We start from the raw sequence: 26132 nt of genomic DNA, 5'->3' as shown, positions 1-26132 counted from the left end.
ATGTCATTAAACAAAAGAGCTATACAGATACTAAGACCATTAATACGATATAAATCGTTCCTTATTGGTTTAGTTATTTTAGTGTTTATGGTAGGTTTATCTATATATGCAACAATAGCTTATCCTTATGATAGAACCATCAAGATTTGGTACGATTTTAGAGCATGGGAGGATTATCCACGGTTAGCTAGACCTGCATGGATTAAACTTTTTACAGGGTTAAACGAACTCGAAGGAACAATAACACTAGATAGCAGATTAGCTAGAGGTGGTTTTGTTAAAACACGTAAACCTATAGTTTATGGAGGCGAAGTTAAGGGTATTTACATAATCTTAGAGTCTTCCTTTAGATATAACTACGATGTTTTGCCAAGCCAAATAGTTAGATGGCTGTATGTAAACTCGACAAAACCTGTGTATATTGTTATTGAGTGGATTAAACCCGATGGTACAGCTATAAACGTATCAAAGTTAATGCTTAATCAGGGAGAATACTATGCTGATTTATCAGGAGAAGGTCTTGATTTTGTGCTAGAGTATTCTAAATACATAACCTTGAAACTAGGTGAATCTCCAAAGTATCTTTTAGATGGAATTATTGTGTTGATGGGAAAAGAAGATAAAAGTATCCTCTATAGAAACACTGTGACTCCTTCTAAGGGTACATACAGAGTTGTTGTGAGAGCTGAATCCAGCGATGTTAACGCTAACGTAGATATAAAAATAAATATCTATGGAACTCTCTATGGTATTGCTGGAACAGATGATCGTAGAAGGGATTTGTTCATAGCTATTGCCTGGGGTGCACCGCTAGCACTAGGGTTTGGTCTTGTAGCTTCAGTACTTACAACCTTTATTCAGATGTTTGTTGCAGCTCTAAGTGCTTGGTATGGAGGAGAAGTTGATATGGTTATACAGAGGGTCAACGAAATATTTATGGTGTTACCGTTTCTACCTATAGTTGCAATGATAGCGCTTTTCTATAGACTTACGATATGGTCTCTGCTAGCTGTAGTAGTAGCGCTTGGTATATGGGGTGGTGGTCTAAAGACTTTTAGGGCTATGTTTCTACAGATTAAAGAGATGCCATATATAGAAGCTGCTAGAGCTTATGGTGCAGGAAGTATGAGGATAATAATTCGGTACATGCTTCCAAGAGCTTTACCCGTTATTATACCGACAATTGTTATAGCAACTCCTTCGTATGTGTTTTTAGAAGCTGCATTAGCTCTTCTAGGTCTCTCTGACCCTACATCTATAACCTGGGGTAAGGTTCTTGAGGAAGCATACGCTGGTGCAGCTATGTATAGAGGCTATTATCACTGGATCTTGTTTCCCTCCGTAATGCTAGTCCTAATATCAATAGCCTTTGCTTCAATAGGCTTTACGCTAGACAGAATATTCAATCCTAGACTAAAAGAGATGTAGACTTTGTGTGAAAGCTATGAGTGAAGTACTAGAGGTTAAAAATCTAAAGCTTTACTATAGAACTTTAGCTGGTATTGTTAGAGCGGTTGATGAAGTTAGCTTTACTTTGAGAGAAAGAGAGACCTTAGCAATAATTGGGGAATCTGGTTGCGGTAAAACAAGTCTATCTAGAGCTCTTATAAGATTCTTACCTAGAAATGTATACGAGTTCTCAGGTAGTATAAAGTTAGATGGCATCGAGGTTATGAAGTTAAGTGATGCGGAATTCGATAAACAGATAAGATGGAAGAAAATAGCCTATGTAACTCAAGCCGCAATAAACTCGCTGAACCCTGTTATAAAAGTTGTAGACCATTTGATAGAACCACTAGTTCTACACACAAATATGTCTAAAAATGAGGCTATAGAACGGGCAAGAGAAGTTATTAAAAAAGTAGGTATTGCAGAAGATTTTCTATGGAGATATCCCTTTGAATTAAGTGGTGGTATGAGGCAAAGAGTTGTTATAGCCTTATCTATAATAACGAACCCTAGGGTTGTGATTCTAGATGAACCGACATCAGCTCTAGACGTTATGACGCAAGCCAATATAATGAACTTGTTGAAAGAGCTTAAAAATACTGAGAATCTATCATTTATATTTATAACACATGATATTGCTGTATCTAGTGAATTAAGCGATAAAGTTGCTGTTATGTATGCAGGTCAAATCGTTGAGCTAGGATCTGCAGAGAAAATGTATACAGATCCTCTACATCCGTATAGCAGAGGTCTACTTGGTAGTGTTCCTAGGATACACACAGATAAACAAGTAGTTTTTATTCCTGGAACTCCACCAAGCTTAATTAATCCTCCTTCTGGATGTAGATTCTATCCAAGATGTCCACAAGCAATGCCTATATGTGAAAAGACTCCTCCTCCAGTAATAGCGACAGGTCCAGAAGATTACGTGAGGTGTTGGTTATATGCAGAAAAATAACGATCAAGAGAAAAACGATATACTTGTTGTAGAAGATATAAAAGTTTGGTATCCAATAAGAAAACTGTTCTCGATAATAGGGTATATTAGAGCAGTTGATGGAGTTTCTTTCAACATAAAAAGAGGCGAGATAACAGCTATTGTAGGTGAAAGTGGTTGCGGTAAATCAACACTAGCTAAAACAATTGTTGGACTTATACCCATAACGAGCGGTAGAATAGTATTCGATGGAGTTGATATAACGAAGATCCCGAGGACCCAGATAAGGAGATGGTACTCAAGACAGGTAGGCTATATTCAGCAAGATCCTTACGGTGCTATGCCTCCATTCATGAATATAAAGTCGATACTTGAAGAACCTATGAAGATACATGGTGTATCTAAGCAAGAGCGTATAGAAAAAGTATACAGTATACTGATGGAGGTTGGATTAACACCTCCAGAAGATTTTATGAATAAATATCCTCATATGCTTAGCGGTGGACAGCTACAACGTGTTGCTATAGCTAGAGCACTAGTTCTTAGACCTAAGCTTGTAGTAGCTGATGAACCTGTGTCTATGCTTGATGCATCTGTTCGTATTGAGATACTCACCTTATTTAAGGAGTTAAAAGAGAAGTACAACTTATCAGTAATATACATAACACATGATTTTGCAACAGCAAAATATTTTTCAGATAACATAATCGTTATGTATGCAGGTCAATTTGTAGAAAAAGGGCTATCCATGGAGGTAATACATAGCCCAAAGCATCCATATACAAGAGCTCTGTTAAGTGTGTTACCAGATCCAGATCCCCGAAATAGATCTATAATGCGTAAAACTCTTCCAGGTGAACCACCAAGCTTAATTAATCCTCCTTCTGGATGTAGATTCTATCCAAGATGTCCACAAGCAATGGATAAGTGTAGAAACCAGGAACCGCCCATGGTTCAGCTAAAAACAAATATACAAGTCAAGTGTTGGCTCTATGCCTAGAACTACCATAGGATTACGAGAGCTTGTCATAGGTTTAATTCTTCTTTTCCTAGGATGGATCATAGCGTTCCTAATGGTCATATACGAAACATGCTACAGCGTACCTATATCCATATTAAGCTATATCTTATCTTTAATAGGCCTAATTCTCTCAACATATGGTTTATCATCTATCCTTTTTGTTAAGAAAAAGAAAATTAAATAAAACAATTGTTACTACATTAATGTGAACCACCTAGGTTTCTTGTTCTTAGTTTTGATCTTCTATTTCTATGATGTGAAGGTGTTTATGCATAGAACAAGGAACAGCATTAAGAAGAAAGCAACTAGTCCGCAATTCTCAGACTATAACCTATAGACAGTAAAGCAATTAGTGGGTATAACTATAGAGATATACAGGCTATATACCCTACCGTTAGATGCCTTGTAATCAAGTAATGAAATACATAGTATTATAATAACGTTATAGCTACTACGATAAAATACCTATCATAATCATCTCTTAGTCTTCTCAACTTCTTAAATCTTAAATTGTGTCTAGTGCACAGGTTTACATGCTTTAGGAGGTTTTCTGTTGTAACTGAAAAACTATTATATATGGTACACAAAATATTGTCTACGGGTTATAGTTTTGTATAGTTTTGATGAGAGTGAGTTCAATAGATGGATTAAGAGTGCTAGACTAACGCTTGAATCTGCTAAAAGAGATCATGTTAATAGAGATTACAACTGGTCTTGTTTTAAAGCTCATCAAGCTGCTGAAAAAGCTCTCAAAGCTATTCTATGGGGATTAGGTAGCCCGAGAATAGGGCATTCGCTAGTTGAGTTAGGTAATGTCTTGAAGAGTATAGGTATAGAGATCTCTATTGATATCTATGAAGCTCTCGTGAGATTGAGTAAATTCTATATACCTACGAGGTATCCTGATGTATGGAGTGAAGGGGTACCTGAAGACTATTACACAGAAAGTGAATCTAGAGAAGCTATAGAATTTGCTGAAAAAGTTATTGATTGGGTGATAAGTGTTTGGAGAAAGTTGTTGAAAAGCGGATAAAGAGAGCTGGATGGGCTTTAAGTAAAGCGAAAGAGTTTACTGAATGCATAAAGAAGATATTTAGAAGCATCGTTTTAGTTGTGCTCTTTGGCTCTTATGCTAGAGGTGATTTTAATGAGTGGAGCGATATAGATATTCTGATAGTGGTTGATGATGTGCTACCGAAAAAACCTACAGAGAGAATAGATATGGTTGTACCCTGTATAACTGCTGTAGAAGCTCCAATAGAGCCTATAATAATCTCGAGAAACGAGTTTGAGAATCTAAAAAAGAAGAAGAATCCAGCTATAGTAGATGCTATAGATAATGGGATACCCATAATAAACAATACTGATAATCGATACAATACCCCTGATATTGCTACATAAGTCATAAGAGTTAATTCAACAGATACATAATTATTGCTCACAAATACTGCTTAACACTACCTATACAGTAAACCAATAAGTGATATAGCAAGATAAGGTAGACCAATACTGTAAAAAGTTCTGCTAGTAGCTGGCCATAAATAGGTATAAAGATAATGTCCATAGTTGAAGCTATGATAAGCTCTTGCTTCACTCTAGATAAAAACACTATAGATCTACAAAACATGAATAAAACATGATACGATAAGGAAATCTAGATAGAGAAAATAGTGATGAATATAGCTACATTTTGCTTAACCAAAAGAAAAGGGAAATCTATCTATATTCCAGCAGTTTAGCTTACATAGATATCTTTCTTTTACTTATCTATGTATGGAGTATGCATATACTCTTGTAGCTTCATGGTTTCCGATATTATCTATAGCCAATACATAGAACTCGATCTCTCTAGTTTCTTCAGGTATTTTGATTTTTGTAGTGTATGGGAATGGTTTTTCTCCAAAACCGTAACCTCCTATGGGCTCCACAATATATCTTATCGAAATATGCATAGGTTGGTAGCTCCATTCTAGTCCATTAAGACTATAAACTAGATAGACTCCATAGAGACCGCTTTCTCTATCACAAACTGATGCATTTACTAGAAGTTCTCCATCACTTAATTCAGTATTTACGCTATATATGGTAGGCTTGCTAGGGTCTACGAATTTGTATAGAGTAGTTGGATTTACAATAACGTATATCTCGCCATAAGCCGTACTAACTTTAGGCATCCAGATCTCTTCTTCTTCAAATCTAAGTTCATAGAGCTTAAAGAGTCCTCTCCATAAGAAGTAGAGCTTGCTATACTTATTGGGGTACAGAATCGGTAGGATCACAACATCATTTGATGTTAGAGGTCTTCCACCATATTCGTTATTCTCTATAGTGAAGTTCCCTAAAGTGTTTCCATCGAGATCAAGCTTGAAGATGTTCAGCGGTTTTTCTCCCAAATCTCTAACAGCATATATGTATTGGTTATCAACTGCGATATAGGGATTGGTATTAATGTCTCCCCCTACCCCTAAGTATTTCCTCCACAGCAGTGTTCCATTCCAAGAAATAGCCAAAATATTACCTATAGAGTCAGAGAGTATAACTCTATCCTTCCTATATATAGGTGTACCTATTATGTTGCTGTATTTAAAAATCCATAGAATTTCTCCTGTTTTTGGGTCTAGTGCATAAAGATTTGTTGATGGTTCTGAAGTCACGTAGAGAACATCATGTCCATAGGTTAGACCTCTAACATTTGCCCCAACTTTACTACGCCACTGAAGAACACCATCTTCTGTTACACAGAAAACATATCCCTCATCTCTAACACTTCCAACAAAAATTCTTCCTCCAGCAACTATAAGATTTGATGTTACTGAAGCTTTAGATGATGCATTAACTTCAGATTCAAGCTTAACACTCCAAACAACTTCACCACTATCTTTATCGAAGGCAATGAGATAGGCATCGCCTTCGGGCGTCGAAGAAGTTCCAACATATAGGTACTTCCCTAATCCATAAGCTTCAACAAATCTCCATAAACCTAAGGCTTTCCATCTAGATACTGGTTGTGGATAAGATACAGCTCTTCCTTCAAGACTATCAGAGTAGACTTCAACACCCCACACCAAATCTCCATTTTCTCTATTGAGTGTGTAGACACCTTGATAGTCCGCTAAGAGGATTTTGTCTTTCTCCACAAGAGCTTCAGCTAATACTCCACCAATATTGGCTGAAATACTGATCTTAAAGGCTAGTTCTGGAACCCTAGGCAGATTAGAAGCATAATACATGTCGTTTTCTTCATCACCTTTCTCCATAATCCATGGAAGCTTAGGTGGATAGAACTCCATTGGGATATTCCCAGGTTCCTTAGATGGAGCTATTTCCTCTAAAACTATTCTCTTCATAAAATAGATGATATACATGGCAAAAACTGATAAAGAGATTATTAAGAGAACTATTAAAACAAAAACTATTTTCTGTTTAATGATCAATCACCGTTCAAGGTCCTTGATACAATATCTCTATCTCTGTATAAGTTTTTGACGAAACTGTTAACTGAAGAACAGCACTCTCTTTAGTGTATGAAAAGGATTTTCCTTCATCTTCAGTTTGCTCCATCAATATTTGCCAATTGTTTGCCCTTAGATAGTCTCTATACCATGATACTACATTGTCTACACTATCGTAAGTACCATAGGTTATTTCTATAATCTTTATTCCACTAATTACCATCGAGTGGTATTTAAGCATTACAGAACCGGGATATCTCTCAATTGGTTCTGTTCCTGATTCAACATCTTTAGAAGGAAGCTTATACGAACCGTAGTGAATAGATATCAAGGTGTATTTTCTTTCGTTTGTGGGAGCATTAATTATAACTCCGACTTCTTCCTGAGCTTTTAGAAGATGTAGACTTATCTTTTCTGAAGTTTTTCCCTCACTTTTTACTGTCCATCCTCTGGATTGAAGCTCGTTTTTATACCATTCTGCTACTGTACTAATATCAGCTGTGATTCCATATTCTATCAATATAATTGTTGGAAAACCTTCCTCTCTACGATATGAAAGCATTACAGAACCAGGATACCTCTGAATAGGCTCTTCTCCACCAACTTGATCTGAATTTGGTAATCCTTCAGAAACTGGAGTAGTTGTAATTCCTTCACTAGTTAATTTCTCGATATCACCTACAACCACACAATAGACTGTACCTGGTTTACCGTCTACTTTTGTTGGAGCTCCACTCAAAGCCCAAATCCCAACCCCCTCTCTATCCTTCTTAAACAGTATTGCTCCCCACTCAACAGAACCTTCAGGTGTTGATATAGTATTGATCCCGTAGTCTGCAACAACTTCATAACCAGCTAGATTACTCTTATACCAATTCAGGATATCTTTTGCAGTAGCATTTCCAACGAGATAAACTTTATAGATAACTCCTTCACGTGGTATACCCAATAGTGTATAATAATAGCTAGCCAGAAAATGTTCTATAGATCCCCTATAAACTGGGATACCTGCTATTGGAGTACTACTTGTTGATGTAACTATAGCTGTTGGTGTAACTGTAGGATTTGAGGAGTATCTAGACGATTCAGTAATGAACAAAACTGTAGCAATTATGCAGGCTATAGCTATACAGGCTATAACTATCACTATATATAGGTGTTTTCGTGAAAACATTTAACATCACTATAGTGATTTGAATCAGGATGTAGAAGGTTATGCTCTAGGAAGTTTATAACTTTTTTGGAATTCATGTGAAAGATATGAATATAGATTTTTACCTATTGATATAATCAAGAACATATCAATCTACTTGACACCTCTAGAGTAGCGCAAAATCGTTACTAGAGATAATCCTGTAGTAACTGTTTAGTATATCTCTAAAATATATTCGCTAAGTCTAGCATAGTTTTATGGTTATTCAGTAAATCTATAGGATCTAGACTTATCTTTTCCAGTTTCTTCAAAGTTTCTATGATGACACATAACCGTTGTTAGTGTCTTGATCTCGATATCTATACTATTAGTATCTTGTCTCTAATTATGGAATATAGTGTACCAAGAGACTGTGCAATACTAATAGATGTATATAGATGTATCTAGGATATGCCGGTAAGCAGAGCCATCCATGACTAAAGCTATGAACATGTTTTGAGTCTATGGTTTTCTTTAGAGTATATTAGGTTTTGAGAGTATTCTGTTGTCTATGGTTGATGCATATATGGTGTTTACTGATCTAGGTGATGTTTTGGAGAAGCTCAAGAAAATGAATGTAGATGTCTATACAAAGTTTATGCGTCTTGTTAATTGGTTTAGATCTATAGATGGAAAGGTTATGGTTATGTTCTCTGGTGGTGTTGATAGTTCTGTTGTTCTATCTACTGCTACAGCTGTTCTCGGTACAAGTAGAGTTGTTGCTGTTACCTTCTCTATGCCTATTGTTGATGAAGAAGATCTTTATTGGTCTAGTGAGATCGCTAAATCTCTAGGTGTTGAAAGAATAGTTATTGAGGTAGATATTCTTTCTGAGAAAGAGTTTGTTTCAAATCCTGTAGACAGATGCTATGTATGTAAGAGGAAGATGGTTGAGAAATTGAACGAGTATATAGATCTTCTGGATATAGATGTGGTTATCAATGGAACAAATGCATCTGATCTACATACATATAGACCTGGATATAGAGCTTTGAGAGAGTATGGTGTTAGAAGTCCATTAGCAGAAATCGGTATAACGAAAGAAGATTCTAGAGAAATTGCTAAAGCTTTCAATCTCCCTAACTGGAGTAGAGCTTCTTCGAGTTGTCTAGCTACAAGAATACCGTATGGTTCTCCAATAACTCTAGAAAAGATTGTGAGGATAGCTAAAGCAGAAAGAATAATTAAGGATCTAACAGGTTTATCTCTGGTTAGAGTCAGGGATCATGGAAATATAGCTAGGATAGAAGTTGATAGAAACGAGAGAAGGAAGTTTTTTAGTGAAGAGCTTATGGATAGAGTGGCTAGAGAGCTAAATAGGCTTGGCTATAGATATGTAACACTAGATCTCAATGGCTATAGGTCTGGAAGCTTCGATACATTAACTAGCTAGATATAGAGTAAACCTATAGATATGGTGTATCTATATAGAGATCCTTTACCAAACACTATGTATGTCTCTATAGCTTCTACCTATACTATCTACGCCATTTTTCCCAAACTCTATAGAGTTCATCTCTTACGTATAGTGTAGCTATCTTCTCTATAGATCCGTTCTCTTTATGGAGAATGACATAACCATCTAGAGCATCTACAACTCTACCTATAACTGTTGCTCTTATTCCCAAGCTATTCAACAAGTTTAAAGCTTCATCAACTCTATTACTAGAGACTACAGCTATTAATGTACCTGAGCTTATCAGTCTTAGTGGATCTATCTTAAGAGCACTAGCTATAGCCATAGTCTCTTCAGCTATAGGTATCGATTCTTCCCAAACCTCTATAGTTTTATTAGATGCATACGCTATCTCTATTAAGCCTCCAAGCAAACCTCCTTCAGTAGGATCATGCATTGAAGATACATAGCCTGCTTCAGCTAGAGCTAGAGCTTCTCTAACAACACTTATATCCTTAATGAATCTGCTTCCTCTTTCAACAATATCGCTAGAAACGCCAAGCTTAATCAAGATATCTCTAAAGTCTGTAGACAGGATAGCTGTACCCTCTATAGCTATAGTCTTGGTTACAATAACAACATCGCCTACTCTAGCTCCTCTTGTCGAAACATATCTATTCTTATCTCCAACACCTATAGCAGTCATAGATATAAGCACTCTATCTAGATCTAGAGTATATTCAGAATGTCCACCAACAATAGATACCTCTAAATCTTTAGTAGCTTCATCTATACCCTTGGTTATAGAGTCTATAACTGATTCATCTATATCTCTAGGTAGAAAGAGTACAGGAAGAAGCCATCTAGGCTTAACACCTCTAACAGCAATATCGTTACATGCTATATGGACAGCAAGCCACCCAATATTCTCTACAGCACCAGTTATAGGATCGACATGCATTACCAAAATTTTCCCATTACCGATATCTATGATAGCGGCATCTTCACCTATAGAGGGGCCGACTATAACCGAGGGATCTCTAATACCTGTTCTACTCAATATATATCTTGTTAATAGTTCTGGAGGTAGTTTACCGCTCAACAAGATCACCATAAATTTCATGTGGAGTATAGTTTGATTAGTGTTTTTATCTCTATATACTATATAGGTTCAAAAGCTATTGAAGTATAGACCTATATCTTATCTACGGAACAAGTATATAGGTATCTCGTCTTGGTGAACAAGTTTCCCTACGATAGACCTAGAATTGGGCAGATAGAGCTCTCGAAATTTCTCTATACGAATCTTAGAGAAGATGTTGTAGCTATTGTGTCTGCTCCAACAGGTTTCGGTAAAACTATTTCTATTCTGTATGCATCTAGAGCTCTAGTTGATGAAGGTAGATTTGATAAGGTATTCTATGTGGTTAGAACTAGAAATGAGCTTGATCCTGTTATTAGAGATGGTAGGAAAGTTGGGATGAGATTCTCGATACTATATAGTATAGCTAGAATGTGTCCTCTTGCTAGAGGTAAAAACATATCATCTGATGGATTTTGGGCTGTATGTAGTTTGCTAAGGATTAAGGGTTTATGTGAATACTATAGAAGAACGAGATCTCTAGATATTCCCCAGATATTCTCATCGATATCGAGTTCTAGAGACCATACAGATTTTGCAGATAGATTGTCTAAAGAAATTGGTGTTTGTCCCTACTTCACATCTCTTGAGTTACTGGATTATGTAGATCTCTATGTAGCTACATATCCATACATATTTAAGGAGAGCATCAAGAGCTGGATATTTAGTGATAGAGATTTTTCACAAACACTTCTAGTTATTGACGAAGCACACAATATACTGAATATAGGTAGCTTGATGGGTGAATCAATATCTATAGATGTTCTAGATAGAGCTATCAGAGAATTAGAAGAACTTTCTCTAGATACAGATACTCTGGATTTTCTAAAGAATCTAACCAGTATTAAGGTAGATGATGTTGGGAAAGGATACACATTCATAGGTAGAGATAGAGTGGGTCTTGATAAAGGGGTAGCAGATAGGTTGATGGAGATAGCTATTGAAGCATCGCTCGAGATGTTTAGAGAACATAATGATATAGATAATGTAGAGGATCTTGATTTATCGATATATAGAGTAGCTAAGTTCGTTAAATCAGCTGTAAACAATCATTTCGAGATATTTGTGTCTAGAGAAAGACCTAAAGGATTAACGATACATACACTACCTATAGATTTCGATGTAGTTAGAGAAATTATTGAGCAATTCCCATCAGCTATACTTATGAGTGGTACTTCTCCAGATAAATCATTTATCGAGAAAGGCGTAGGGATCAAGAAGCATATAGAGGTTGTAGATGTTGAAGAATATGGAGCTAGGAACTATCTGAGAGAAAATGCTGTAGCAATAATGTTTACAGGTGCTACAACAAGCTATAGAGAGAGAACAGAAAGAATGTTTAAAACATATAGCAAGCTCATCGAGACTCTCTACAGAGTTCATAGAGGAGGTGTGATTATGGTTATCTACCCTAGCTATGAGGTTATGAACTCTATAGTATCGCTTATCTCCAGCGATATAGAGATGGTTATAGAATCTCTAAAACCATTATCACAGATAATAGACGAGATAGCGAGAAAAGAGAAAGTTGTGGTAAATACTGTTGCAGGTGGTAGGTTAGCTGAAGGAATAGAGCTTACAGTAAATGGAGAGAGCTTGATTAAAACTGTAGTTGTTGTTGGTGTACCTTATCCTCAGCCAGACGACTATATAGAGTTCATTAAAAGAGATCTGCAGAAGAAAGGATACATTTATACAGAATACTATAGAGATCTAGCTATAATGAGAGTTCTTCAAGCAGTTGGTAGAGCCATAAGATCAGAAAAAGATTATGCACTTATAGTGTTAGCAGATAGAAGGTATCGACAGAAGAAACTTTTAGAAAAGATAAAGCTAAACATAAAAGCTGTTACAGACAGCATCAACACAATAGAAAAGATAGTATCATCACTTAACCAGTAAACCGGCTAGATAAACATAAGTATAGGTTCTTCAGCTATCCACCTTCTTTCACACTACATAAACATATCTACTACAGCTTCTAGATACATTAACCCTCATACGACAGTTAGGATCAGAAAGCAATATATTCAGTTCTCAAAATTTTTTAGTGCGGTTTGCTGTAGATGATGAGCCGTGGCACATCTGAGTAATGATGTTGGTGCCGTAGCCGTCTGAAACAGATCCTTTTTGTATAGTTACACTATTGTATGAGTCTCTACTTCTGTTTTATAATGTATAGAGCTGGATAGACTAGGCATGGGACTATATGGCCTAGATCTATACCTTTCTTTCTATATATTGTATCTACCTTAAGTAGCTCTGTTAACGATTCTCTCGGTATATCTATACTCTTTTTAGCAATCTCTATGAATAGTCTTGATAACGTTTTATTAATATCTCGTGTCTCGGTATACACTTTATCACCTTGATTGACTATATCTAGAACCTTCTGTACATTTGAGAAACATTCAAAGACTGGATGATGCTTCGATAGAACATCCATTACATGTCCTAGAGATAATCCTTCTAGAGATATTCTCCTCTCGGATATATCTGCTTTATCGAGTAGATTATGGTATCCTCCACCAATATTCTTCAAAACTTTGATAAATTCTATCGAGTCTAGAGCATCTGTAGAAAGTGTAGCGTTAAAGACTCTCCGTAGAGCTTTACGGAAATCAGCTTCAGCTTCTTCTTGAAACACATCAATATATATGAGATATACAGACGCTATACACATTTCTATAGACATATTATAGCCAATGTTTTGTAGAGTAGTTGATAAAGCTCTAGCGATATTTCTACCGATCTCTATACCGCCTAAACCTCTCTCACCTCTCTTAAACTCATCAACAATCCTCAGAACTTTGCTATATATCTCTATAGCTGAAGAAATAGATGAGAGTATGCAGAGATCATAATCATTAGATATACTGTATCTATGAGGAGCAGCAATCTTGGGATAACTACCACATGTATAGAAAACAGCTTTAACAACATCCATCAACAATTTATTCTTCACCAGAAAAAAGTAGAAAGATTAAACAAAATAAGACTTCTATCACTAATGCTCTAGCCAAGAAGCATCATAGTCGATAACCATACATCTAGATATACAACTACATCTGGATCCAAGCTTTTAAGTCTGAATTCTGTCTACATCTAGACTTTAGGAGAGTAGCATTAGCGCTATAGATGGTGATACATCATTTCTAGCGAATTTTTCGTTGGTAGATGTAGAGATCTAGATACCATCATTAAGATAATCAAAAACGTTGTTAATGGTGCTAGAGTCTTTGGATATAGAAGTGTTGATGGAGATATTGTTTGGGGTGAAATAAATGGTGTAGATGATCTCCCTCTAAATGTTTCTGATATTCAGAAACCAGGCTTCTATAGACTATCTAGAGGTGGTAGATTTAGGCATAGTTTTTTATCACCAAAGATATATCTCCATCCACCTGAACAAGTAATTTCAATTGTATTACCGAACTATGAATCTATAGATAGTGATGTTGTTGATGTAGATAGAGTTGTATTGTTTGGTATTAAGTCTTGCGATCTAAAGTCTATCATGATTCTAGACTCTATTCTAGGTCTAAATAAACATCCTATCTATACTAGAAGAAGAAGCTCTATAGAGTGTATTGTTGTTGAAGAGTGTCTAGAGCCTGGAGAAACATGTTTCTGTGGTGCTCTTGATGCAGGTCCTGATGTTCATCGAGGTTTCGATATAGCTTATGCTAGACTTGATGAAGATGTTGTTCTGTTTAAGTATGGTAGCAATACTGGTAGAGAGATTATCTATAGAGCTAATCTAGAGAAAGCTGATAAAGATACCGTCTCTATATATCGAGAACTTATAGAAAAAGCTAGGAGGTCTACAGAAGCTCGTATACCCAGGATTAACGAAGTAAATGAAAAACTAAAGAAATCTATAAGCGATACAGAGCTATGGAGCAGATTAGCATCTAGGTGTATTGGATGTGGAAACTGTAACTATGTGTGTCCAACTTGTTTCTGTATCGAGATAGAGGATCAAGTTTCAGAAAGATTTAGCAAAAGAGTAGCCAAATGGATTGGATGTTTAACGTATACCTATGGCCAAGTTGCTGGAGGTCATTTTAGAATCCACCTCTATACAAGGTATAGACATTTTGTACTACATAAATTCATTTTCTATCCTATGCAGATAAATAGTATAGGATGTGTTGGATGTGGTAGATGTGTTACTTGGTGTCCTCTAGGAATAGATATAAGGGATACACTTAGAAAGGTTGCTGAATATGGATAGAGAGGGTATAGAGAAACAAAACATATTCACAGTTAAGAGAGCTATGGTTGTTAATGAAGTTGAAGAAGCACCTAATGTAAAGACGCTTACCCTAAAGATCGACAATGACTATAATGCATTGCCAGGTCAATTCAATATGCTCTATGTTTATGGTTTAGGAGAAGTACCGATATCTATAGCTAGTCTCCCTACATCTATAGGTAGATCTATAGCTATTGAACATACTATCAAAAGTGTTGGAGCTATAACGAAAGCTGTTGTATATAAAGTTGGTGTAGGTTCTATTGTAGGGATTAGAGGTCCTTATGGGAGAGGATGGCCTTTGGATGAGGCAGAGGGTAGGGATCTGGTTATCATTGGCGGAGGTATCGGTGTAGCTCCTCTAAGACCTGTTGTAAAGTATTTAGAGAAATTTAGAGAGAGATTCGGTAGAATCAATATACTGTTTGGTGCTAGATCTCCTAGAGATATCCTCTACAAATATGAACTAGATTCCTATAGATCTATACCGAACACAAAGCTTATGCTATCTGTTGATACTTATTCAAGTGATTGGAGGCATCATGTTGGATTTGTTACCGATCTGATAGACTATATAGATATTGATGTAAGTAACTCTATAGCCTTTATATGTGGACCCGAGGTTATGATGAGAACAAGTATTAGAAAACTTCTGGATAGAGGGTTCCGAAAAGATATGGTTTTTCTGTCTCTAGAGAGAAGGATGAGGTGTGGTGTAGGTGTTTGTGGTACATGTCAATTTGGTCACTACTTCATATGTAGAAACGGCCCTGTCTTTAGCTATAGTGATATAGAGGACTACATATGGGTAGAAGGGATATAGAATGTATGGTATAGCTATAGTTAAAGCAACTTCTTGTTCCGGCTGTATAAATGAACTCATATACTCTTTAACATCTGATCTCGATATGATCAAGACATACAGAATAGATTTCTTTCTAGAGCTTGTAGATAGAGAGACTATTGATGAAGTAGATATACTGTTTGTAGAAGGCTCTATATCTAGTGAAGAACAAGAGAAACTATTGATCGATTTGAGAAAGAAAGCAAGAATTGTTGTAGCTTTAGGTACATGTGCATTAATGGGTGGTATACAGAGCCTTAGATCGGGAAGCAGTATTGATGAGGTTAAGAGGTGTGTATATCCAGAACCTCATCTAGTAGATGTCTATGGTGATGTGAAACCTGTGGATCAAGTTATACATATAGATTTCTTTCTCCCCGGATGTCCTGTAAATAGTGATGCAGTTACGTCTTTCCTTAAGAAGTTCTCTTTAGGTGGTCTGCCTATACATATATATGAGAGTGTTTGTGGTGAATGTAAAAGAAGGAATATATCGTGTGTAATGGTTTCGAAAGGTATAGCTTGTTTAGGACCTGTGACAGTTAATGGATGTGGAGCTCTATGTCCATTGTTTAACCGTGGATGCTATGGCTGTTACGGTATAAAGAGCTACGATATAGATGAACACAACTTTAGTGAGTTCATTAAGGTGTTGCTGGATAAAGGTATGGATAGAGATAGCGTCTCTACATTAGTTAAAGGATATAGCTTCAAGTTGTATAAAAAGCTCGTAGGTGGTGATGTATAGAAAGGGTTTTGACTAGAGTCGAAGGAGAGGGAGAGATAGTGATTATCGATAGAGAAGGTAGTGTTGATTCTATTGTATACAGAATTTCTGAAAGCCCTAGATTCTTCGAGTACATTGTTAGAGGTAGAGATATATGGAGTGCTATCGATATTGTTAGCAGAATATGTGGATTATGTGGTGTTTCTTATGTATATACAGCATCAAAAGCTTTCGAAAAATGTCTAGGCATAGATGTAGATGAAGAAATTGAAAAAATTAGGGTTGCTCTACATCTAGCTGAAAGAGTTAAGAGCCACATGATACATATATTCTATCTAAATCTACCGGACCTCGTGCATACAAGATCGTCTATAGAGTTCATCGATAGGAATCCAAAGATAGCTAAAGATGCTTTAAGAGTTATAGCATGGTCTAGAAAAGCTATGGAGATATTTGGTGGAAGATCCCATAACGTCGTGAACATAAGGATTGGCGGTATCTATAGAGCACCAGAGAGAAATGATATAGAGAAACTCTATAGAGAATCTAGTGAAGTTATAGAGAGTTTCACAAGGTTTGCAGAATTTTGTCTAAGTTTAAGAACTGTTCCAAAGCATCAGCATAAACTTTCTGTAGCATCTATATACAGTAAAGAGTATCCACATACAGGTGACCATATCTCTCTTAACGGAACGATCTATAGTGTAAGCAAATTCTATAGAGATATCTCTATAGGTATTCAGAAAAGATACTCAAACGCTCTACACTATAGGATAAAAGGTATTGAAAGCTATATAGTTGGACCTATAGCTAGATTTAACCAGTTCTATAGCTATCTGTCGAAAACAGTTAGAGAGTTTATTGAGCTATATGGATGGAGACAACCTTTAGAGAGTATATTCCAGGGATTTGTGGCACGTATTGCTGAAACATATGAAGCATTACTATATCTAGAAGAGTTCTTCAACAACTATTATAGGTATATCCATATACAGAATGAGAGATACAGAGATAGAGAATCTATGGATGTTTGTGAATGTGAAGCTGTTGTAGAAGCCCCTAGAGGTATTCTCTATCACAGATATAGGATTGACCAAGGCGGAAGAATAGAGTCATGCGATATAGTTACACCTACAGCTCAAAATCTAGCTGCAATGGAGGATATAGCTTCAGAAAGACTTAGAGGAAGAAAGATAGATGATGAAGAAACAGTATCGATGGCTAGGAAGATAGCTGTAGCATTTGATCCATGTATCTCATGTTCAGTACACACTATACCGATAAAGATACATAGAGCTTCAACTAAATAGCTAAACTATCTCTATCGAAATCATCTACATCACAGTATAGCATAGAGGACTTCATCTCATCTTCTAATTCAAGCGATAAAGCATGGTGGTGGGGAGCTTTATTGATTTACGTAAGGTTTTAGGTATCTATATAGAAGACCCGATCTCTTGTGATAGAGGGTTTGGGAAATGATGATCAATTCAACAATGTTAGGCTTTGATTACGGAACATATTTGTTAAGTAATTTAGATAGTCTCTCCTTAAATTTCTGAGGATATGTTAAAAGAAGTTCGGTTAATTCGTCTTCACATGTATCGCAATTGCTAGCAATTTTTGTTATAGGTTTAACAATTGTCTTTGCTGCGAATCTGATATCATCATCGTTATGGTAGAGATTTCTCAAAACATCTAGGAATTTGTCTGGCTCTTCTACTACAAGAGATATACAGTCTCTACCGTAACTGATTTGACAAACAATATCAATCATATCGTATAGCCCAGGAACATATTCTCTTGAGATCTCTTTAATAACTTTCTTAAATCTATGGATATTCATAGATATTCTCTACCTCGAGACATGTTACCTGATATTGATTTTGTATGGAGCTACTATATGTTTTAATGCCTCTGATAGAGTTTCTAGAAGAGTATCAAAATCAACTTTGTATAGTCTAGGGAAATCGTTTTGTTTCCATACATAGACATAGTTCTCTATACTTTTATTAACGATTTCGTAGAAGAATCTTATAACTATATCGCATAAAGATGAGAGAATCTTATATACCTCCTCTATATACGACATTAATCCTATGAGAAGAACACCTCTAGACCTTAATGCCTGAACCAGGTTGCTTATATCGTTAAATCCTTTGGCTATATCTCCATGGATAAGTGGATATAGGATCTCTAGACCGTGTACAACAACTATATCTGGTCTATATCTATCGATACTACTCACTATATGTATAATGATTTCGTCAGAAGACATTGAGTATGGATTTATAGATTCTATTGCTACTACATGTCTCGATACCAAGTTCTTCACATCATCAATATCTATTCCAAATCTTGACGCCATACTCTCGATAAAGTACTCTACCACATGTGGAGGTTCTGTAAAGCTTATAACCAAGATCTTTAGATTATTCTCTAGAACAGGTTCAGCTATAAAGAGTGTAGATATATACATCCTGGAGTCTGGTGGATAGACTATCAGTATAACTCCATCAGCAGGTATACCACCTAAAACATCTCTGAATAGAGGTATCTTCAGATTATAGAATCTACCAATTCTATTAATCTTAATAGGCACTGGTGGGATAAAGACCTCTAGACCTTTTCCTTCAACAATACGGAACGGTATTTCTGATATATGGATAGGAGATCCTCTAGCTTTTCTAATCTCTATATACCTAGAGACTATCTTTCTTTCTATTCTAGATTTAAGCATTAGAACAACATCAGCTACAAACTCTATAGAGCCAATATCTATTCTCTCTACATCTATAGGCATCTCTGCAACAACTATGATGATACCATTTATAACTAGCGTTAACTGATAGAAGTAGTTCTGTAGCCATGCACGTTTATCTGGATCAGAAACATATGTGAATAGCGCATTAATTGAATCTACCACAATAACCTTAGGACTATAACTATCAATAACTTCAGAAACTGTTTTAACAACTCCATCAATATCTCTAGCTGTAGGAATTCTGAGAAACAGTAACATGTTCTGTTTCTCTTGCTTTTCTAGATCTATACCCAGTTTCTTCATATTGTTGAAAAGCTTTTCTCTATCTTCTTGAAAAGATATGTATAGACATCTGTGTCCTCTTAATGCATTTGAGTAGCATATTGTTGATGCAAGTGTTGTTTTACCTGAACCAGGATGACCAGCAACAACAACCATAGATCTAGGGGATAGTGAACTACCCAAAAGTTCATCTAGTTCATTAACACCAAAAACATATTTTGTATCTTTACTCAATATTGCTACCGTATACCCACAGTTGTGGTCGAGAATAAATATCTTACAGAAACTATAGAGAAAATTCTACCTATGTGTATCTCTATGGGGTTCCTCAAATCTGTGTACCTCTTCTACTAGATGCTCAACTATATCTAGCAGTATCTTCACCCCTATCTCTATAGCTCTAGGAGAACCTGGTAAAACAGAAGCTATTTTTCCTGTAGATAGTATGTATAGTTCTGCTCTACTGAGTATAGCTCTAGCTCCTTCTAATTCATACGATAATCTTCTAAATAATTCTCCAAATCCCTGAAGCCTTCTCCAAGCCATTGACTCAACTACATCAACAGTTATATCTCTAGGGCTTGGACCTGTACCACCTAGAAAAACTATAACGTTTGCTTCTCTAGGTGATTCCATTACTACACGAACTATATCTCTATAACTATTCGGAACAATATCTACCTTAACAACACTATACCCTCTACTTTTGATAAGCTCTACAGCTTTCTTACCACTAACATCTTTTGAATGATCTCTAGAAACAGTATCGCTTACAACTACCACATGGAAAAAAATATCCATCCTATTATACACCATACTGTATTAGTTAGCTGAATCTATCTGTATTTCAGTATATCGAAAGAATGTCTAGAGATTTTTACTGTAGCTCTAATCATATTCTCTCTCTCTTTTACCTTCTCTATAACGGTATTGCCTAAAGCTGATCCCTCTATTCTATCAATATTTAGCTTAGATCTATCTACAACAATATCGAAGTAGTGTTGATGCATATTATTGTTCACTATAGCTATACTCTTTGAGTTATAGACGATAACAGAGGTATTCGATACTTCAGCTACTTCAGCTTGATTTAACTGAAGCGTTGTTTCTTCATCTTGTTGTATCCTGAAATCCATCTTAACACCTACATATCTATACACAATATCTCTTATAGCTTGTCTAACTGGTTCTGGGAAATGGTATAAGAGGTTATGAGGATATCTAGTTATGGGTGCCACAAATACACTTGCATTACCATGATTAACTTCGTATAGAGCTGGATATACTCTACCTCTTCTATCTACAGCATACATATGAACTAAAACTTTTCCAGATGTCTTTAGGACTGGACCTAGCGGATAAACATACTGTTTTCTATGACTTCTACTATAGAAACTTCTTCCATCTGTAAAACCTATAGCCTCTATAATTCTCTCAATAATAGGGCTATCTCTATCAATACCAATAATATCGTAGCCATCGATACCTAGAGCACCTTCAACTATTTTCTCAACAGCTGAAGCTGTTAGAAATACACTTACACCTCTATCTATAAGTCTGGCTATGTCTATGTACCTTACATGATCTTCTCTAACGAGAACCATATCGTTTTGACCAATATCTTCGTATCTCTTAACGGTTATAGGTATCCCCATAAGCCCTAGAACATCCTCTACATAGTTATCGTATGGTTTTCTTACAGCTATTTGAAGAGCTATAGATATAAGCCCAAGTCTGCTAGATGTGACAAGGTCCTCAATCTTTCTAAGGTTATGCAACACGTTTCTAGCTAATTCTACATGTTCTTCTCTATCTCTAGATACATACTCAAGTCCCTGGAAAAACGTTATTTCATCAACATCCCCGAGAAAACTATACCAAAGCTGTTCAACAAAGAACTCTGGAGCAATGGTTGTAGGTATACCTAAACCGTTATAGGAATCGAACCAAACGCCCCTAAGCTTGTTACCAACAATACCTCTTATATAGTCTATAATGAATAGAGAGCCGTATCTATATGTGCCTTCTCTTGATTCTGTACCAACATATATACCATCGAATATACTGGCCATAGCATAGAGGTCTAGACCTCTATGGAGAAATTCTTCACGCCATTCAGCAACCTTCAACACAATATCGATACCTTTATTAACATCTCTAGCTTTGCTAACAATTCTTTTTGATAATGATTCAAGTAGGTTTCTAGAGTATATAGACCACATTCTCTGGATCTCTTCATCAAATTGAAGGAGCTTCAAAAGCGATAAGTTGCTGAGGTTCAACCCAAACATCTTATTGAAATTCTCTAGATCTCTCTGAGAATAGCACCAGTTGACCCAAAAATCATCAACAATAATCTCATCGAATATCTGTGCCTGCTGAACTACAGCCTTCTCAAAAATCTCCATATTCCTATCGTCACTTATACATGCAAGAACTCTCCACCAATCAGCATTATCACCCATACCAGATCCCCACGTACCTATAGCAACACCTCCAGCAATCCTGAAATCCTTCTCGAATGCGTCTGCAAGTCTCGATACTACATCGGTATTGAGTAACATACCCTCTCTATAGTTCTCTATATAGACTTTCTCGAAACCAAAATCCTTCAAGAACCTTAATAACAAATCTAACTGCTCATTATTCTTCAAAAGATCCTTAACTGAATAGGTAGTGATATATAGAGCTAACCTAGTTTTCAACCAACCACCCCAAGAAATTAGACATTAGGGATACTAATAAGCGTATGCATAGACAATTATAGAGTAATAGAGTATATAGATAAAAAATCATTATACGTTACATATATGGACAGCTAATTTAAGACTACTTTGAAGCTAGATGCCTCCTAATAATTATGCCAACAAGTATACCAAGCAATAGAAGAGCTACACCTACTCCAGCAATGTACGTGAAATCTGTTCTACTCACTGTTTGAGTAACTATTTGAGTAACCATTACAGTCGATGGTACTGATACTGTTGATACTGCTGTTGATACCGTTGACACAGTTAATGTTACAGGTATAGTTGATGTTACAGGCTGGGTAACTGTTTCTCTTACTGTTTCTCTTACTGTAGTAGCAATGGTACTCTTTTCTGTTATTGTGCTTACAGCAGTTATTGTGCTTACAGCAGTTATTGTGCGTGCAATAGTTACTGTTTCTACAGATTTTATAACTGTTGCGCCAACAAGGAATGAAGCCTCATAAAGTCTCCACTTAAATTTACCTCCACCTACTAGATTAGATCCCCACTCAATCGTGTAGTCTATCATTTGAAGAGTGTTATTTATGACGTCTTCTTTAGTCCAGAGATCTGGTTTTAGTGATGATAGTATATTTGTTGCAAGAGCTATGAATTCTTGTATGGGTATACCAACTCTACCGTTGCTTATTGGAGTAGTGATCTCGAAAGATACTGTTGTATGGCTATCTGCAGATCTATCAATATTACCTACATAAACATTGAATTCTCTATATTCAAGAATGTTGTTTATGAGGATTGGTGCAACAGCAACAGCTTGAGGTTCACCTGTTACAGGCCATGTTGGATGTCTATAGTGTCTAACTATTACCAGAACATCACCAGCTTTTGTACCTCCATCACGAATAGACTTAACAGTCCACAGATAGAGTGCAACAGTAACAGGTAGAGTACATTCTTCTTCGTATATGGTGTAGTTTGCAAAGAATATGGCATATGGAAGTTCTGTCAATTTCTTAGGTATTCTGTAGAGTGGATGAGCAGGTGGATTACTACCCCATATATTTCTACCATACCTGATACCTGGACCACCTTGCACACCTAACTGTTCAGGAAGATTTGTGAACTCTCCATAGACTTCAGCATATGTTCCCGTAAAATTCATAGTCATTGTTCCTTGAGCTCCTGCAGCCAGGTTCCAGAGATTAGCTATAAACGATGCATGATCAAGGTCAACCGTAGTCCATCTGTTATCAGGTCCAGCTGTTCTTGTACCCTTGAATGCTGTTGGAAATATTACCGCCAAACCCCCAGTTTCTCCATAAACACTAACTATGGGTATTACTACTAAAATTAATTGTAGAAGGACGAATACCACTATAGAGCTTATTCTCTTCATTTACTTCACCCTACTATCACATGTATTGTATGTGTTCACTTAATAAACTTTATTATTTCTTACATTTTTGTCAATATTAAATATGGTATAACGAGTAATGTAAAATAACATGAAAATAAAATATTGCAAATATTGTATTCATAGAATACTGTATTATGTATGCTCTTAATTATTGTTTATAGCTTGTTATATTAAGATTCTCTTAGTCTAGGATTAAATATATTCTCTAGACCTACAGCTATGAGTGATAGCGATGTAGTTAAAGCTACTATTGTTAATCCTGGTGGTAAAAACAGCCACCAAGCACCTGTTACATAGGCTAAGAAGTAGTTTGCCCAGAAGAGCATCATGCCTAGCGATAGATGTTTAGCCATACCTTCTGTAGATAGTATTAATGCTAAACCTGCTTCACCTGCTATACCTGTAGCCATGAATATTGCGAAAGCTGTCACAATATATGGTCCAATGGTTGGTATCAACTCCTCGAATACTATCCTTGTATCACCGTAACCTGCCATTCTCGATAACGCCACGAACTCTCTTTCTCTTAAGCTCATGAACTGGGCTCTAATGGCTCTTGCAAACCATGGCCATGTGAATGCACCAAGAGTTGTAGCTATTATATGGGGACCTCTAGCCTCTGGTGGAAGATACGAAGCTATTAGTACAGCTACAAGCCAGTTAGGTATTGCTAGAAATATGTTTGTCACAGACATTAAGATCTCATCTACAATACCACCCTTTATACCTGCTATTGAACCTATTGCGAGCCCTATAGACATAGCTATAACCGCTGTTAGGAATCCTATCATTAGTGAGACTCTTATACTGTAGAGGAATTGAGCAAAAACATCTCTTCCAAAACCGTCTGTGCCCAAGGGACGTTCAAGTGATGGAGGTTGATTTCGAGATCCTTTGGCAAAAGGATCACGTCCATATATTAGTGGTCCAGCGAGACCCATAAACAGTATTATTATGAATACTATGAATCCTATCAAGAATCGTTTGTTTGTAAATATTGCGTAAACAACTAGAGGTATCTTCATGCGTTATCCCCTTCCTCCTATTCTAATCCTTGGATCTATTAGAGCATAGATGAAGTCCACTAAGAAGTTTGCTGCAAAAACTGTAGCTATAACTATAAGGAATATACCTTGTATCAATGGATAGTCTAGAGCACCTATAGCTCTAGATAAGAAGTAGCCTACACCAGGATAATTGAATACCGTCTCTACTATGAATACACCAGTTATAGCGAAGCCAAGCTGTAGAGCTAACCCTGTTACCTGTGGCAATAGTGAGTTTTTATATGCGTATCTAAACACAGTTCTATCTTTAACACCTAGAGATTCTGTGTATGCTATATAGTCAGATCCAAGTTCAGCCGAGATCACTACTCTCATTGATCCCATCCAGTTAGCTGATTCAACTATGTATATGGATAGGAACGGTAATGTGTAATGCCATAGGTAATCTACCAGGAACTCGAGTGTTAACGAGGGCTTTAGTCCAGAGGAGTACACACCTGATTCTGGGAACCACCTTAATCTAAAGGCAAAGACAAAGAGTAGGAGCATTGCTAGCCAGTAGTAGGGTATTCTAGCCACTATAAATGAGTATCCAACAACCAATTTCTCGACTATGCTTCCCCTCTTGTAGCCTGCATAGGCCCCTATTGTATTGCCTGTGTACCATGCAGCTAGTACTGCTGGAACAACAAGAGCTAGTGTCCAGGGTAGAGACATAGCTATAACGTCTGTTACCTTCATTGGATACATATCTACAGATATTCCAAAATCACCTCTAAAAGCTCTGCTCAAAAACGTAAAGAATTGAACATGTAGAGGTTTGTCGAATTGAAATATATCTAGAAGCTGCCTATATATTTCTGGAACCATAACCGGATTGTATATCCACTGCATGATTATTTGCTGCATCCTTATGGCTAAAGGGTTACCCGGAATAGCTCTAGGCAGTATAAAAACTGCACACACCGCTATAAAATACGTTACTACAAACAATGCAACCTTTCTTGCTATATATAGCAACAATGTTTTATCGATACCCAATTTAACCATATCAACACCAAAAACATTGACCATATAAAAGCTTTTAAATCTTTATGATTAGTGTTCAAGAAAAATGATTACTGAGTAATGTATAGAGAATATTGATGTAGCAAGCAAGTATACAAGACCATTATGAAACATATTTTATGGAAATATAGAAAATAAAAAATTGGTTTTATTTCTTACCTAGAGTTAATATAAACCATCCAACTATAGCGCCTACTACCAATAGGACAGCCCAAACCACTGCGGCAGTCATCCAGTCTACTTCTCTTTCCTTAATAGTCACAGTAGAGTATGCAGTTCTCTCAATTTGTTGAACTAATGTAACTGTAACAGTAACTGTAGCTCTAGGAGCTACTGGAGTCGTTATTGGTGAAGGAGTTGTTGTTGGTGTTGTTGGTGTTGGTGAAGGAGTTGTTGTTGGTGTTGTTGGTGTTGGTGAAGGAGTTGTTGTTGGTGTTGTTGGTGTTGGTGAAGGAGTTGTTGTTGG

24 protein-coding genes are annotated in these 26132 nt (G+C 36.4%); 12 read left to right on the top strand and 12 right to left on the bottom strand.

Annotation, left to right across the window (positions count from 1 at the left end):
* The 6 genes from QXK50_08260 to QXK50_08235 all read left to right on the top strand — a co-directional run bounded on the left by QXK50_08260 (position 1) and on the right by QXK50_08235 (position 4808).
* Positions 1 to 1428, top strand: coding sequence for an ABC transporter permease (locus QXK50_08260; protein MEM2009141.1), 1428 nt, complete (start codon positions 1 to 3; stop codon positions 1426 to 1428).
* A 16-nt stretch (positions 1429 to 1444) separates the two neighbouring features.
* On the top strand, positions 1445 to 2407 hold the full coding sequence (locus QXK50_08255; GenBank protein ID MEM2009140.1) for an ABC transporter ATP-binding protein: 963 nt from the start codon (positions 1445 to 1447) through the stop codon (positions 2405 to 2407).
* A complete protein-coding gene (locus tag QXK50_08250) occupies positions 2394 to 3386 on the top strand; it encodes an ABC transporter ATP-binding protein (protein ID MEM2009139.1) in 993 nt (330 codons plus the stop codon). Before QXK50_08255 ends, QXK50_08250 begins: the two co-directional genes overlap by 14 nt.
* A complete protein-coding gene (locus QXK50_08245; protein MEM2009138.1) occupies positions 3379 to 3591 on the top strand; it encodes a hypothetical protein in 213 nt (70 codons plus the stop codon). Before QXK50_08250 ends, QXK50_08245 begins: the two co-directional genes overlap by 8 nt.
* 426 nt (positions 3592 to 4017) lie before the next feature.
* Positions 4018 to 4440, top strand: a complete 423-nt coding sequence (locus QXK50_08240; GenBank protein MEM2009137.1) for a HEPN domain-containing protein — start codon at positions 4018 to 4020, stop codon at positions 4438 to 4440.
* Complete coding sequence (locus tag QXK50_08235) at positions 4413 to 4808, top strand: nucleotidyltransferase domain-containing protein (GenBank protein MEM2009136.1); 396 nt, start codon at positions 4413 to 4415, stop codon at positions 4806 to 4808. The genes QXK50_08240 and QXK50_08235 overlap by 28 nt, the downstream gene beginning before the upstream one ends.
* A 362-nt stretch (positions 4809 to 5170) precedes the next feature.
* On the opposite strand, the gene QXK50_08230 is transcribed toward QXK50_08235, so the two are convergent.
* Complete coding sequence (locus QXK50_08230) at positions 5171 to 6772, bottom strand: PQQ-binding-like beta-propeller repeat protein (protein MEM2009135.1); 1602 nt, start codon at positions 6770 to 6772, stop codon at positions 5171 to 5173.
* Between the two features lie 76 nt (positions 6773 to 6848).
* A complete protein-coding gene (locus QXK50_08225) occupies positions 6849 to 8033 on the bottom strand; it encodes a hypothetical protein (protein MEM2009134.1) in 1185 nt (394 codons plus the stop codon).
* Between the two features lie 529 nt (positions 8034 to 8562).
* Between QXK50_08225 and larE the strand changes: the two genes are divergently transcribed.
* Positions 8563 to 9444, top strand: coding sequence for an ATP-dependent sacrificial sulfur transferase LarE (gene larE / locus QXK50_08220; GenBank protein MEM2009133.1), 882 nt, complete (start codon positions 8563 to 8565; stop codon positions 9442 to 9444).
* 85 nt (positions 9445 to 9529) lie between these two features.
* On the opposite strand, the gene QXK50_08215 is transcribed toward larE, so the two are convergent.
* A complete protein-coding gene (locus tag QXK50_08215) occupies positions 9530 to 10549 on the bottom strand; it encodes an AIR synthase family protein (GenBank protein ID MEM2009132.1) in 1020 nt (339 codons plus the stop codon).
* A 135-nt stretch (positions 10550 to 10684) separates the two neighbouring features.
* Between QXK50_08215 and QXK50_08210 the strand changes: the two genes are divergently transcribed.
* Complete coding sequence (locus QXK50_08210; protein ID MEM2009131.1) at positions 10685 to 12490, top strand: ATP-dependent DNA helicase; 1806 nt, start codon at positions 10685 to 10687, stop codon at positions 12488 to 12490.
* Between the two features lie 256 nt (positions 12491 to 12746).
* Here QXK50_08210 and QXK50_08205 read toward each other — a convergent pair whose 3' ends face one another.
* A complete protein-coding gene (locus QXK50_08205) occupies positions 12747 to 13541 on the bottom strand; it encodes a hypothetical protein (GenBank protein ID MEM2009130.1) in 795 nt (264 codons plus the stop codon).
* Positions 13542 to 14069: 528 nt separating this feature from the next.
* On the opposite strand from QXK50_08205, the gene QXK50_08200 reads away from it, so the two are divergent.
* Genes QXK50_08200 through QXK50_08185 form a run of 4 tightly spaced genes read left to right on the top strand, consistent with a single transcriptional unit; the run spans position 14070 to position 17727 of the window.
* On the top strand, positions 14070 to 14825 hold the full coding sequence (locus QXK50_08200; protein MEM2009129.1) for a 4Fe-4S dicluster domain-containing protein: 756 nt from the start codon (positions 14070 to 14072) through the stop codon (positions 14823 to 14825).
* A complete protein-coding gene (locus QXK50_08195; protein MEM2009128.1) occupies positions 14818 to 15669 on the top strand; it encodes an FAD/NAD(P)-binding protein in 852 nt (283 codons plus the stop codon). The genes QXK50_08200 and QXK50_08195 overlap by 8 nt, the downstream gene beginning before the upstream one ends.
* A 1-nt stretch (position 15670) precedes the next feature.
* Entirely contained in the window at positions 15671 to 16438 is a 768-nt protein-coding gene (locus QXK50_08190; protein ID MEM2009127.1) for a hypothetical protein, read from the top strand.
* 8 nt (positions 16439 to 16446) lie between these two features.
* Positions 16447 to 17727, top strand: coding sequence for a nickel-dependent hydrogenase large subunit (locus tag QXK50_08185; protein MEM2009126.1), 1281 nt, complete (start codon positions 16447 to 16449; stop codon positions 17725 to 17727).
* A gap of 200 nt (positions 17728 to 17927) precedes the next feature.
* On the opposite strand, the gene QXK50_08180 is transcribed toward QXK50_08185, so the two are convergent.
* The 8 genes from QXK50_08180 to QXK50_08145 form a co-directional block, all read right to left on the bottom strand.
* Positions 17928 to 18263 carry a hypothetical protein gene (locus QXK50_08180; GenBank protein ID MEM2009125.1) on the bottom strand — a complete coding sequence of 112 codons (336 nt, stop codon included), beginning with the start codon at positions 18261 to 18263 and terminating at the stop codon, positions 17928 to 17930.
* Between the two features lie 24 nt (positions 18264 to 18287).
* Positions 18288 to 19697, bottom strand: coding sequence for an ATPase domain-containing protein (locus tag QXK50_08175; GenBank protein MEM2009124.1), 1410 nt, complete (start codon positions 19695 to 19697; stop codon positions 18288 to 18290).
* Between the two features lie 66 nt (positions 19698 to 19763).
* Positions 19764 to 20264 (bottom strand): molybdopterin-binding protein, encoded by a 501-nt coding sequence (locus QXK50_08170; protein MEM2009123.1) that lies wholly within the window; start codon positions 20262 to 20264, stop codon positions 19764 to 19766.
* A gap of 35 nt (positions 20265 to 20299) precedes the next feature.
* On the bottom strand, positions 20300 to 22168 hold the full coding sequence (locus QXK50_08165) for a hypothetical protein (GenBank protein ID MEM2009122.1): 1869 nt from the start codon (positions 22166 to 22168) through the stop codon (positions 20300 to 20302).
* Positions 22169 to 22292: 124 nt separating this feature from the next.
* Positions 22293 to 23570, bottom strand: coding sequence for a hypothetical protein (locus tag QXK50_08160; GenBank protein MEM2009121.1), 1278 nt, complete (start codon positions 23568 to 23570; stop codon positions 22293 to 22295).
* 191 nt (positions 23571 to 23761) lie between these two features.
* The gene (locus tag QXK50_08155; protein ID MEM2009120.1) at positions 23762 to 24616 is read right to left on the bottom strand and encodes an ABC transporter permease; all 855 of its coding nucleotides are present in this window, start codon (positions 24614 to 24616) and stop codon (positions 23762 to 23764) included.
* A gap of 3 nt (positions 24617 to 24619) precedes the next feature.
* Positions 24620 to 25648 carry an ABC transporter permease gene (locus QXK50_08150; GenBank protein MEM2009119.1) on the bottom strand — a complete coding sequence of 343 codons (1029 nt, stop codon included), beginning with the start codon at positions 25646 to 25648 and terminating at the stop codon, positions 24620 to 24622.
* Between the two features lie 166 nt (positions 25649 to 25814).
* Positions 25815 to 26132 (bottom strand): hypothetical protein (locus QXK50_08145; GenBank protein MEM2009118.1); only part of this gene is annotated, 318 nt, incomplete at its 5' end.

It is taken from the genome of Ignisphaera sp., from assembly GCA_038831005.1.
Taxonomy (GTDB): domain Archaea; phylum Thermoproteota; class Thermoprotei_A; order Sulfolobales; family Ignisphaeraceae; genus Ignisphaera.
The sequence above is the reverse complement of the archived record's forward strand: the minus strand, read 5'-3'. Positions and strand labels throughout refer to the sequence as shown.